The organism is Paracoccus sp. J56, assembly GCF_019633685.1.
Taxonomy (GTDB): Bacteria; Pseudomonadota; Alphaproteobacteria; order Rhodobacterales; family Rhodobacteraceae; genus Paracoccus; species Paracoccus kondratievae.
This window is the reverse complement of record NZ_JAFL01000028.1, coordinates 20,724-33,052: the sequence shown is the minus strand read 5'-3', so window position 1 is coordinate 33,052 and position 12,329 is coordinate 20,724. Positions and strand designations below refer to the sequence as shown.

Here is a 12,329-nt window from a genome sequence, read left to right as displayed (position 1 = left end):
TCGTCAGCGCCGGTCAGGTCAGCGACTACATTGGCGCGCGGGCATTGTTGAGCAGCCTGCCGGATGTCGATTGGTTGCTCGGGGATCGCGGCTATGACGCCGACTGGTTCAGAGAAGCATTGAAAGACAAGGGGATACGGGCGTGTATCCCTGGTCGAAAACAGCGGAAGATGACGGTGAAGTACGACAAGCGCCGATACAAACGGCGCAACAGGATCGAGATCATGTTCGGCAGGCTCAAGGATTGGCGGCGTGTGGCAACCCGATATGACAGATGCCCAAAGGTCTTCCTCTCAGCCATCGCCCTCGCCGCAATCGTCATTTATTGGTTATGAGTCCTGACCCTAGGTCATGTTGATAAATGGCGAAGCCATAGCCTGATGCAGGCGATGTCAATAAACCCGGGGAAACTTATTGCGGTTTTGTCGTAACGGGTAGCAAGTCGACGGGTGTTCCTGAGCTTGTTGAAGCAACGCTCGACCATGTTGCACAGGGCGGGCGTGTTCGCCACGATCGTGACCGAACAGGCTGCCGAAGCGCAGAAGACCGGGATCGTAATGATCGACGCGACCCACGCCCGGGCGCATCGAACCGCATCGAGCCTGGCGGTTCAAAAGGGGTCGCCGACGGCTGATCGGGCGGACAAGGGGCGGTCTGAACCCGAAACTGCGCGTCCTGGCGGATGCAAAGGGCCGTCCGATCCGGATGTTCCTGTCGGCGGGGCAGACCTCCGGCTACATTGGCGCGCGGGCACTGCTTGCAGACCGGGGTCATGATGCCGGCTGATACCGCAATGCGCTGATCGGGACGGGTATTTCGCCGTGCATCCCCTCCCGCACCCCCCTCCCGCACCGGCCGGAAAGCCTCGATCCCGCATGACACCGGACCCTACCGCCTGCACCATCGGATCGAGAACATGTTCGCACGCCTCAAGGACTGGCGACGCATCGAAACCCGATACGACCGATGCCCGATCCTGTCCCTCTCCGCCTGCGCCCTGGCCGCAAACGTCATATATTGGTTGTGAGCCCTGATTCTAGTTGATGGGGCCATTCAGAATATCCAAAGGTCATTCGCAGCGAGACGCCAAGCAAGGCCAGCGGGACCAGAGACTCCAGTCTTTCTCAGCGATATCCTGATCTCATGAGCATCCTGCCCTTGAACACCGGCGCAGCCCTCGTCCGCCTCGCGAGCGCTGGCTGATGTGTGGTGAGGGACGCGGTAGCGCGCGCCCTCATCGGTGTACAAAGCTCAGCTCTCAGAAAGCCGCTCAAGCTCGGGGAACGGGTGCCACGTGATGTCCGGCAGGTTGCAAAGGGAGGGGTCCAGCTTGCCTCCGGCGATCTTGCCATCCCGAATAGGGATGCCGATGCTGTGTACCCCCAGATAGCGGCCCGAAACATCCTTGCTGTCTGCACGGACGCAGACGCCCTGCAACCCATCCGGCAGCGAAGCGACGTTGGAAATCTCGGCATTTCGGATCGAAGCAGGATCATAGACCAGCTCTTTCGCGCCCGCCACGATCTCAGTTCTCAGGGCTGCACCGGGAGGCGTGGAACGCGCAATAGCCTCATCGTAATTGCTCGATATGGTGCAGGCCGCAAGCAGCAGCGGCCCGACGATCAGAATGACTTTGCTCTGCATGATCCCACCTTATCCTTCAGAAATCGTGCACAGGCTAGAAAGTCCTGCGGCAGGGGACAAGCGGTATCCCATCGTCTTCCAGCGTTTCTGTCAGCCGGTATACCGCAGCGCCGACCTCCGGACCGCCGCTCCACGATTGGCAAAGCAGCTCAACGCCGGGCCACGCCTGACGAGCTAGGCCGGATCGGACATTCACCGCATCCGGGGCATAGCGGCAACGAGATAAACGAAGCCCTGAAGGTAAACGGCTCTTCGGTCATATCGAGAGGCGAAGCGGCGGAAGTGCTTCATCTGGCTGAAGCAACGTCCGATGTGGTTGCGATGCGCACAGGCGCGCTCATCGTGCGGAATGATGATTTTACGCAAGCGGTTTGACGGGATGACCGCTTCGGCTCCGATGCCGGCAATGATTTGCCGCAAGGCTTTGCTGTCACAGGCTTTATCGGCCAGCACGAGATCACCGCTCTGTCCCTGCGGAAGGGACGAGGCCTGCGCAACCTCGCCGACCTGGCCGGCCGTTATGATGAACCGCGACGGTCTGCCCAGAGCATCGGCCAGCATGTGGATCCTGATGGTCAGCCCGCCTCGGGAACGCCCCGGCGCCTGATCCCTGCCCCCTTTCCAGATGCCGCCTGCTGATGAGCACGCACAATCGCGCAGTCGATCATCAGATATTGATGAATATCCGGCTGTCAGCCCCGGTCCGGCCGGGATCGCCAGCTTTGCCAGCAAGCAGCGATGCGATCCTGTCCCACTGTCCGTCGCTCAGCTCATATCGTTTCGTCTCCGCTTCACAGGCCTCCGTGCTCAACACGGAGGCCTGTGAAGCACTCATCAGCCGATTTATGAACCTTGAATGGCGATCAGGTCTAGGGCAGCGTCAGCAGAACCCGCTCCACCCGCCTCAGATGCTGGTGTCCTGGCCGAAAGTCGGGGGCCAGTTCAACAGCCCTGCGAAAACTATCACGGGCGGCGTGGATCTGTTTGCGATGTTCAAGAATCAGGCCACGCTCGATATGGGCATGCGCTTCGAACGTGTCACCGGACATGAACTGTTCGTGCGCAGCATAGGCTTCATCGAACGCACCGATCTGGCGCAGGAAGCGCGCATACCACAGCTGCGTCTCTCGCGATCTGGGGCGGTTGCTGCGAAAAAGTGCCAGGACATCGGCGATGTCGTCTGGGGACCCGCCTCCTGAGGCGAAAGCGGTGATCGTCTTTGCGAGGGGAACGCCAAAGATCCTGTCGCCCTTTTCGGCGAACATCCGGGCTATGCCTGCCCGCGCACCCTCCAGATCGCCGTGCTGCGCCAGATAGGCGGCCTTCGCCAGGTTGATATCGACATCGTCCGGCATCGAACGCTGTGCGTAGTCCAGCACCCGCCGTTGCAGCTTGGGCCGCCGCGCCAGGCGGTTCGCCAGGGTCAGCAGGTATGAGCGATTGGTCTTTCTGGCACTGCGGATCATGCGCTGCACTGAAACAAGATCAATGTCGTCCTCAAACAGTTTACGCATGATTTTCCCAAGGACGCCCGAATCCCTTAGATAGGTCAGCACAAAGTGACCGGCATCGGGAATCTCAAGACGATGCGGATTTGCGAATTCTTCAATAATAGAAACATGCTTTGCGTCCTCGTAATCCGGGTCAAATATCACGACCGTTTCGTAACATTTTTTCCACGGAATTATTTCAGAGATACGCTCTTCGTAATAAGGCAAGAGTTCCCGGTAATCAGATAGCCAGCGCCTTTCTATATTCAAATCCAAAGAAACGATCGGGCCACCAATAATAATCCTGTCCGGGTTCAGTATATTTGCCGCACGGACAGCCCCAAAACTACCCATAGAATATCCGAACAGGATCAGTCTCTTGGGCGCAACTCGCGCAATGGCCTCTTTGATTGCTGCAAAGACCTGGTCCACCTCCGGGCCGAGATACCAGTCGTTCTCTAACGAGCGGACCGCGATATAGGACAGACCTTCCTTCTCCATAAGGCGAACCCCAAAGAAGTCAGCAGGCTTGGGCTCCTTGCGCTCCGCGAAGGTCACCAGCAGGATGTCTGATCCGAAATCGCGCAGAATCGCCTGATATCGCGGGCCGTCATGCAGGGGAACCGTCCCGGCAGGAAATGAAACAGGCATCTTCATAATCGAATCTCTCTACCTTCTTTGTTCTGCCGCAATGAGAGCTTGCCCAAGCGATCTTTGGGCCATCATTCGCCAGAGCCCGCGCCAAATTGTCAAGTTTCCAATGCCACTTTGGCATGCCACAAAGCCAATTGCATAACATGTCTGACCTGCCCTCTGGCGGCACAGTTCCCGCGGCAGCCTCCTCAACACAGGTCATCGGGAAGCTGACGAAAATTTGATGTTGCCAAAGTTGCAGGTGCCGTCATTGGCCGCTCTACGCTGCCTTGTTAGGCAGGTGCAACAAAAAGAAAAACCCGTATCGGCAATGTTCAGCCGGGGTGTCTTGATGTCGTTAAATTGCTGCGTTAACCATTTCACCGAACGAAACCGGGACGACCATATGACGGATAGTCTGCAATTCGGGGCCGATGCCCAAGTCAATCACACACTTGCGGTATTACGCGAACAGAAGGTCGACATTGCGATTTCCGATGGCGCTTCTCTGGTTCCGGGGACGCTCTTGTCTGTCGACCGCGAAGGCGACATCAGCGGCCGCTGCACCAGTGGCGAAGGCGCGCTTTTACGGCTGGACTATACCGTCCAGAAACGCCCGCGCTGGCTGGCACTGCACCTCTCTCTGGGTGGGGTGAACCTGCGTGGTTCGACCCTGCTGGGTGTCGTGTGCAAGTCTCGTGCCTCCGAGGCCTCGACCTTCCGGGTCTGCCTGCGCTCGTCGACCCCGAGTGGGTTCATCGACGCCTTCCTGCCCAAGGACGTCGTGTCCTTCGCCAAAGACAGTACCCATATCGACCTGCTGCGACTTGACGGGAACCCTGATGTCCCGGGCCAAGCCGACTGGCGGGATCTGATCCTGTTCTTCCAACCGACCCCAGCCAGTTTCGAAATTCGGGATCTGCGGGTTTTCATTGTGTGAACCGGCGGTCGCTATCCGCCAGCTCTGCAGGAGCCATCATGAAGCTTTCGCTTGTCATCCCAGTCTGGAACGATCTGCCTGGGCTGGACCGGTTGTTGCGCCAGGTATCCGAACTGGGCGTATTCGCCGAAATTTTCGTCGTTGACGATGCATCCGATGAGCCTGCGGGGCCATCGACCGTGCCCGCAGCGGCGGCAGTTGCGGACCGGCTGACCTGGTTGCGCAGCGCCCAGCGGCGCGGTGCCGGCCACGCCCGCAACCTGGCGCTGGAACGTGTTAGCGGCGACCATGTCATCTTTTTTGACTCGGACGATCTTTTCACCAAGGATTTTCCTGCCATCGTGGCGCTTGCTGCCGCTGAGACCCGGCCCTTTGACTTCTTGATGTTCCGGCATCACGACAGTCGCGTTTTGCAAAATGGCGGCAGCGGCATGCTGCACGATGACGAAGCGCGCTGGCAGCGCGCTTGCGTTGACCGGGCGCCAAAAGATGGAACGCAAAAGCAGGGGACGATTGTGGTTCCGCCTGGGCCGGCGCAGATACTGGCCCGCGTTTCGGCCTATCCCTGGAACAAGATCTACCGGACCGAATTCCTGCGCTCCCAGCGCATCCGCTGTACGGAAACCATGGTCCATAACGACGTCGAGCTGCATTGGACCAGCTTTATCATGGCCCGGCGAATTCTCGCCACCACGATGACAGGGGCGACGCATTTCGTATCGACTGGCGGCATGCGCCTGACCAACCGGCGTAATGCCGAACGGCTGGAAGTGTTCCGCAGCTTCGAAAACGTGCTGACCCGGCTGCGTACAGCCCCGACCGCCGAGCGGCTCGGCTTTCTGCATCCGTTCACCCGCTTTGCGTCGGACCTTTTGTCTTGGGTCCGCAATAATATCGATGCAGAGCACCACCATGAGCTGCGCAGGCGGACGCGGGCCTTCTATCTTTCGGGAATGAACCCCGACTGGATGCGGCTGATTGCATTCCGTGACCCCGCACTTGCGCGTCGTATCAACCGCTCGATCATCGAGGAAGGACTATCATGAGCATTTCCTTCATCGTCACTACCTTCAATATTGCCCCTTATATCGCGAAATGCCTGAAGAGCCTGCAGCCTTGCCTGCAGCCCGGTGATCAGGTGATCATCGTTGACGATGGGTCGACCGACGGTACTGACGAAGCCGTGCGCGGCTTTCTTGACGGGGCGGGCTTTGGCGCCGGGGTAAAAGTAACGACTGTCTGGCTTGGCGCCAACACCATCGGCGGCGTCGGAATTGCCGGCAATCTGGGACTGGACCGGGTCGAATGCGACACGGTCTTTTTCGTTGATGGCGACGATTACCTGATCCCCGAGGGCTTCCTGCGCGCCCGGCGGGAATACGAAGCCCGACCGGCAGATATCTTTTTCACCGACTACCTCGAATATGACCAGAAAGCGGGCGATGTTCGCCAGCCAGCTGATCGGCTCAAATGGGATGCGCTCGAAACGGCGCGCACGCCAGAAGAGCTGCGGCTGGCAGGCATCAATCTGATCGCTGTGCCCTGGCGCAAATTCTACCGCACCGAATTCCTGCGCAAGCATCGTATCCGCTTTCCCGAAGGCGATTTCTTCTTTGAGGACAACCCGTTCCACTGGCGGGTCTGCACCCTAGCCGAAAGCATCGGTCATTCCCGCCGGGTCGTCTGCCATCACCGGATCAACCGCCCCGGGCAGACCATGGCCTCAACCGGTGTCGAGCTGGCAGCCTTCTTTACCCATTTCGACACCATCCTTGCAGAACTGCCTGCAAACCGGGACGATCTGCGCCTGCAGGCAGGGCGTTGGCTGCTGGGCAACATGTCCTGGCATATCCCGCGACTGCAAGCCTCGGCCTATTTCCCCTATGGCTCTCAGGCGCATGAGGCGCTGGCAAAGATTCCCGACGAGCATTGGAAGCAACTCGGGCAAGAGATGTCCAACACCACGATCTGGTATCAGGCCGACCGGCTGCGCCTGCCTGGCGGGATCTGGGATGTGGTGAGATTCTGGCAGGCCAACTCCAGCCAAGGTCAGCTGGCGCGCGCCAACCGCGAAATTGACAAGCTTTCGAAACGGGCAATGGATATCGAAACCCGCGTCAAGGGTCTTGAAAAACAACTCAAGACGATCCGCGAAATTGCCCAGGCGCAGCAGGCCGTCGAAGAGTTCGCGTCCCTGCAGCACCTGCTCAGCCAGGGTGAGAAAAAGGATCTGCCCGCCTGGACGCAGACCGTCGTTCAGGAACCCCTCCATGTCGCAGGTGATGTTGACGCGGAACCGAATCTTGGGCGGCGCGTAAGCGTTCTTTAAGCTCTGCCCGACGCTCGGGCCTCTACAAGATCAGCGCGCAGTCTCTGACAGTACCTTTGCCCTGCGGCGCAGCGAACGCGCGTCGCAGGTGCGCTGTGACCGGCTGGTCCCGGCCATCTGACCTTTTGCATTAGCCGCGACGGTCGCTGCCCGCTGTGAATTAAGCTGATTGCACGCATATCCCGGGCTTTACTGCTGACAATCCGCAAGATCATCGCGTTGTTTCGTCCAGCAGCGGCGCCGACCTTCACAAAGATTGCAAAGCTGACGGTTAGACGGTGATCAGGCAGGCCGCCAGCAGAAACACTGCTGCAACAAGAATGCTTCGGATGTGGGCTTGTGGTTTGCCCGCCTTTCCAAAGGAGCTCCAATGGGATCTGACTGCGTTCTTGCACGCGCGAAGAATCCGCAGCGTGACTGCACGCACCAAAAGAGCAGGGTCGTCAGGGTGTGGCATTCTGGACGATAGTAAGCAGTTACCGTCCGGTAAAGGCTCCAAGCGGCCATTCGCGGTGCTTAATGAACAGCCCTGCTGCCTGATAGTGACGGTGCATGATTGTCAGCACCTTACGCCCGCGTCTGACGCTGCATCCTTTACAGGCAAATCCATCCTTTTCATCCTGTCAGACAGCGCGGATCTGCCACGGCTGACGGCCCGGACAGGCGCAGGCCATTGCCTTGCCATAAGTGAATTAAGTATTCAAGTTGTCGACTTCATTAACAACATTACAAATAGGTGCACCTATGACCGAGCCAGAAACCTTTCCCGAGCGCCGACGCGGATCAGGCGTCAAATTGGTCTATGATGTGTTGCGTGACGAAATTCTGGATCTGGTTCTGCCCCCCGGCAGCCCCATAGATGAGGTCCAGCTGGCCGAGCGTTTCGGCATGTCGCGCACCCCTATCCGGGAGGCTCTGGTCCGCCTTGCCGGCGAAGGTCTGGTCGAGACCCTCCCGAACCGCTCGACCATGGTCGCCAATATCGACCTTCTGAACCTGCATACGTTCTTTGACGCGCTGACGCTGATGTATCGCGTGACGACAAGGCTGGCAGCGACCTATCACAAACCCGCTGATCTGGAAATCTTGCGTGCGCATCAGGCAAAGTTCTCGGCTGCGGTCGAGGCACAGGATGCACTGGCAATGATCGCATCGAACCGCGACCTGCATGCCGCCATCGCCGAGGCCGGGCGCAACCCCTATTACCTCAGCCTTTTTGTGCGCCTGCTCGACGAAGGGCGTCGGCTTTTGCGGCTTTACTACCAGTCGTTCAACGACCGCCTGCCGCGCGAATATGTCGATGAGCACGAGGCAATCATCGCCGCGATCGAGGCACGGGATGTCAAACTGTGTGACCGGCTGGCCAAGGCGCATGCAGATCAGATCGTCCGCCAGATCCAGAAATTCATCTCGCGAGATCAGCGGCAGCAGTTGACGCTATAGCCGAACTCGTCAGATTCTTGTCGACAAATAAAATGCAAATACTAGGATGGCGGCTGAGAGAATCAGCACCCTGCCTGCACGACAGAAGGAGCCATCCATGAACACTCAGATCTTTACCGGCGTCATTCCTGCCCTGATGACCCCCTGCACCGCCGAGCGCCAACCCGACTATGATGCACTGGTGCGCAAGGGGCAGGAACTGATAGCCGCGGGCATGTCAGCGGTCGTCTACTGCGGCTCGATGGGGGATTGGCCGCTCTTGACCGACGCCCAGCGGATGGAAGGGGTCGAGCGACTGGTCAAGGCCGGCATCCCGGTGATCGTCGGGACCGGCGCGGTAAACTCGGCCTCGGCGGTTGCCCATGCCGCCCACGCGCAAAAGGTCGGGGCAGCCGGTCTGATGGTCATTCCCCGGGTGCTGTCGCGCGGCGCCTCGGTCACTGCCCAGCGCAACCATTTCAAGGCAATCCTGGCCGCCGCGCCCGATCTGCCCGCCGTGATCTACAACAGCCCCTATTACGGGTTCGAAACCAAAGCGGATCTGTTCTTTGCCCTGCGTGCCGAACACCCGAACCTTGTCGGCTTCAAGGAATTCGGCGGGGCCAAGGCGATGACCTATGCGGCCGAACACATCACCAGCGCCGATGACAGCGTCATCCTGATGGCCGGTGTCGATACAGGCGTTTTCCATGGCTATGTAAAATGCGGCGCGACCGGCACGATCACCGGGATCGGCAATGTCCTGCCGCGCGAGATCCTGCATTTCGTCGCCCTGTCCAAAGCCGCCGCCGCTGGCGATCTTGAGGCCCGTCAGCGCGCGCAGGAGCTGAGCGAGGCGCTGGAGGTGCTGTCTTCGTGGGACGAGGGAACCGATCTGGTGCTTTATTATAAGCATCTGATGGTCCTGCAAGGCGACAAGGAATATGCCCTGCACTTCAATGAAACTGACGAGTTGACCCCCAGCCAGCGCGCATGGGCCGAACAGCAGTACAACCAGTTCAAGACCTGGTATGCCGGGTGGAGCAAACAATCCGGCGCGGTTCAGAAATACGCAGCCTGAGCCTGAAATCAGAAAGGCCCTTCCAGTTCGGAAGGGCCATTTTTCTACCTTACGCCACCGCGTCGAGGCCAAGCCTCAGCCAGCGATCAAGTTGCGCGGCTTCATCCGCGCTCAGCGTGATGCCATCCGCCAGCGACTTTTCCCGCGCCGCGAAACGGCGTTGCGAAGGCAGCCTTGCGCCCTGCCCCTGGATGGCCTCGAACAACAATTCGGCCCGGGCAAAGGGATCTCCCGAACGGCCAGCCGCAAATTTCTCAGGCGACAGGGCGATGACCAGTTCACCATGGAACGGTGCAAGCGTGGTCGTACCCAGAAAATCCAGCACTTCCGGACTGGTCAGATCACCGATCATGATGCCCGCCAGCAGTTCGATCATCGTGCTGATGGCTGAACCCTTGTGCCCGCCAAAGGGTAGCATCGCCCCGGCCAGCGCCGCCTCGGGGTCCGTCGTGGGTTGGCCGTCGGTGTCAATCGCCCAGCCGTCGGGCAGCTGATTCCCGGCGCGCCGGTGCAGCTCAATCTCGCCACGCGCAGCAACCGAGGTCGCAAAGTCAAAGACATAGGGGGCACGACCCGGCCGTGGCCAGCCAAAGGCAAAGGGGTTGGTCCCCAAAAGCGGCCGGGTACCGCCCGCCGGCGCGACCGTCGCGTAGCTTGGGCACATGACCATCGCGGCAAGGCCGTGTTCTGTCACTGCCTCAACCTCGGGCCAAAGGGCGGCGAAATGGGTGCAATCATTGACCACCAGCGCCGCAAGCCCCAGCCGCTTTGCACGTTCGGCAAGCACCGGCACGCCCAGTTCGAACGCGGGGTTGGAAAAACCGCCCCGCGCATCGACCCGCACGATCGCCCCGTCATCCCCGCCAACAATCTGCGGCTCGGCGGTACCGCTGACCTTGCCAGCCTTAAGTGTGCGCAAAACGCCTTCGATCCGGTAGATGCCGTGCGATTTGCAGCCGTCACGCTCTCCGGCTGCGATCGCCCGCGACAGCGCGCCAGCCTGCACCGCATTCATCCCGGCACGCAGGAAAATCTGCTCGATACGCTCCCTCAGGGTTTCAAAACTCAATGTCTGTTTCATGATTTCCTCTCAGGGTGACGCTCTGTTCGATTGACTTCTTGCATACAATAAATATACAAAAACTCAACGATGATTGAGCCCACCACGGCTTTCGGCATCGCTGCCCCTGACCCCGAAAGGACCCTCCCATGCCCTTCACCCCTCATGGAAAGCATCTGATCGCGGGCGAATGGATCGCCAGCCCGACCAGTTTTGACAGCGAACCGGCGCATGGTCCGGTGCATAAATTCTCGGTCGGCACGGTCGATCTGGTGGCACAGGCGGCCGAAAAGGCCGAAGAGGCCTTTTGGTCCTATGGCTATGCCAGCCGCGAAACCCGCGCGAGATTCCTCGAAACCATCGCCGATGAGATCGAGACCCGCGCCGAAGCCATCACCGAGATCGGCTCGCAAGAAACCGGCCTGCCCGAGGCGCGCCTGCAAGGCGAACGCGGCCGCACCACCGGCCAGCTGCGGCTCTTTGCCGAACATATCCGCAAGGGCGGCTATCTGGATCGTCGGCACGACGCCGCCCTGCCCGACCGCAAACCCGCCCCGCGACCCGAGATCCGCATGATCCAACAGCCCATCGGGCCGGTTGCAGTCTTCGGCGCCTCGAACTTTCCGCTGGCATTTTCGACAGCCGGAGGCGACACGGCGGCAGCACTGGCGGCCGGTTGCCCGGTGGTGGTCAAAGGCCACTCGGCCCACCCCGGCACGGGCGAAATCGTGGCCGAGGCGATCCACGCCGCCATTGTCAAAACCGGCGTGCATCCCGGCGTATTCAGCCTGATCCAGGGTGGCGACCGCAAGGTCGGCTCAGCACTGGTTCAGCACCCGCTGATCAAGGCGGTCGGCTTTACCGGCAGCCTTGCCGGCGGGCGGGCGCTTTTCGATCTGTGCGCCGCACGGCCCGAACCAATCCCCTTCTTTGGCGAGCTGGGCTCGGTCAACCCGATGTTCATCATGCCCCAGGCGCTGGCCGCGCGGGCAGATGAGATCGCCAACGGTTGGGCAGGGTCGCTGACCATGGGCGCAGGGCAGTTCTGCACCAATCCCGGTATCGCAGTCGTCCTTGACGGGCCGGATGCCGACCGCTTTACCGAAACCGCACGCAAGGCACTTGCCGAGGTCGGACCACAGGTCATGCTGACCATGGGCATCGCCCGCGCCTATCGCGAAGGCAAAGCGAGGTTCGACAGCCGCAACTCGGTCAAGCCGGTGCTGACCACCGAAAGCACTGGCCGTGAGGCCCGGCCGAACCTCTATGAAACCACGGGCGAGGCTTATCTTCAGGATCACGTCCTTGGTGAAGAGGTGTTTGGCCCATTGGGACTGATCGTGCGCGTCTCATCAACCGACGAGATGGCACGGCTGGCGCGCGGCCTTGAGGGACAGCTGACCGTGACGCTGCATATGGACGCTGGCGATTTACAGGCCGCGCAGGCGCTGCGCCCGATCCTTGAGCGCAAAGCGGGTCGGGTGCTCGTCAACGGCTTTCCGACCGGGGTCGAGGTGGTGGACAGCATGGTCCATGGCGGACCCTATCCGGCCTCGACGAATTTCGGCGCCACCTCGGTCGGGACTATGGCGATTCGCCGGTTTCTGCGCCCGGTAAGCTATCAGAACTTCCCTCAGGAATTGCTGCCCGAAGACCTGCGCTGACAACGCAGGCAGGGTGCTTGTTCCGCAGGCTTCGTGCACTTTTTGTATATTAGTTGTATTTTTAAT

At 60.0% G+C, this 12,329-nt stretch carries 10 protein-coding genes and 2 pseudogenes; 7 read left to right on the top strand and 5 right to left on the bottom strand.

Going from position 1 to position 12,329, the window contains the following annotated elements; all coding sequences use genetic code 11:
* Positions 1–335 (top strand): IS5 family transposase (locus M511_RS16140; protein ID WP_139824614.1); only part of this gene is annotated, 335 nt, incomplete at its 5' end.
* Positions 336–349: 14 nt separating this feature from the next.
* Here the strand turns inward: M511_RS16140 and M511_RS16135 are convergent.
* The 4 genes and pseudogenes from M511_RS16135 to M511_RS16120 form a co-directional block, all read right to left on the bottom strand.
* Positions 350–493 (bottom strand): annotated as a pseudogene (locus tag M511_RS16135) (IS5/IS1182 family transposase); the annotation flags it as partial.
* Positions 494–1,251: 758 nt separating this feature from the next.
* On the bottom strand, positions 1,252–1,644 hold the full coding sequence (locus M511_RS16130; RefSeq protein WP_139824613.1) for a hypothetical protein: 393 nt from the start codon (positions 1,642–1,644) through the stop codon (positions 1,252–1,254).
* Positions 1,645–1,836: 192 nt separating this feature from the next.
* Positions 1,837–2,479: pseudogene (locus tag M511_RS16125) on the bottom strand (IS5 family transposase).
* 34 nt (positions 2,480–2,513) lie between these two features.
* Positions 2,514–3,791, bottom strand: coding sequence for a tetratricopeptide repeat protein (locus M511_RS16120; protein ID WP_085502738.1), 1,278 nt, complete (start codon positions 3,789–3,791; stop codon positions 2,514–2,516).
* 382 nt (positions 3,792–4,173) lie between these two features.
* On the opposite strand from M511_RS16120, the gene M511_RS16115 reads away from it, so the two are divergent.
* The 5 genes from M511_RS16115 to M511_RS16095 all read left to right on the top strand — a co-directional run bounded on the left by M511_RS16115 (position 4,174) and on the right by M511_RS16095 (position 9,539).
* Positions 4,174–4,707 (top strand): hypothetical protein, encoded by a 534-nt coding sequence (locus tag M511_RS16115; protein ID WP_139824612.1) that lies wholly within the window; start codon positions 4,174–4,176, stop codon positions 4,705–4,707.
* Between the two features lie 38 nt (positions 4,708–4,745).
* On the top strand, positions 4,746–5,753 hold the full coding sequence (locus M511_RS16110; RefSeq protein ID WP_010400614.1) for a glycosyltransferase family 2 protein: 1,008 nt from the start codon (positions 4,746–4,748) through the stop codon (positions 5,751–5,753).
* On the top strand, positions 5,750–7,036 hold the full coding sequence (locus tag M511_RS16105; RefSeq protein WP_085502736.1) for a glycosyltransferase: 1,287 nt from the start codon (positions 5,750–5,752) through the stop codon (positions 7,034–7,036). Before M511_RS16110 ends, M511_RS16105 begins: the two co-directional genes overlap by 4 nt.
* Before the next feature lie 744 nt (positions 7,037–7,780).
* Positions 7,781–8,479: a GntR family transcriptional regulator gene (locus M511_RS16100; protein WP_085502735.1), complete on the top strand. Its 699-nt coding sequence runs from the start codon at positions 7,781–7,783 to the stop codon at positions 8,477–8,479.
* A gap of 97 nt (positions 8,480–8,576) precedes the next feature.
* The gene (locus tag M511_RS16095; RefSeq protein WP_085502734.1) at positions 8,577–9,539 is read left to right on the top strand and encodes a dihydrodipicolinate synthase family protein; all 963 of its coding nucleotides are present in this window, start codon (positions 8,577–8,579) and stop codon (positions 9,537–9,539) included.
* 49 nt (positions 9,540–9,588) lie between these two features.
* Here the strand turns inward: M511_RS16095 and M511_RS16090 are convergent, their stop codons facing one another.
* Positions 9,589–10,620 carry an Ldh family oxidoreductase gene (locus M511_RS16090; RefSeq protein WP_085502733.1) on the bottom strand — a complete coding sequence of 344 codons (1,032 nt, stop codon included), beginning with the start codon at positions 10,618–10,620 and terminating at the stop codon, positions 9,589–9,591.
* A gap of 128 nt (positions 10,621–10,748) precedes the next feature.
* Here M511_RS16090 and M511_RS16085 point away from each other — a divergent pair, with 128 nt between their 5' ends.
* On the top strand, positions 10,749–12,263 hold the full coding sequence (locus M511_RS16085; RefSeq protein ID WP_010397105.1) for an aldehyde dehydrogenase (NADP(+)): 1,515 nt from the start codon (positions 10,749–10,751) through the stop codon (positions 12,261–12,263).
* Positions 12,264–12,329 lie beyond the last annotated feature (66 nt).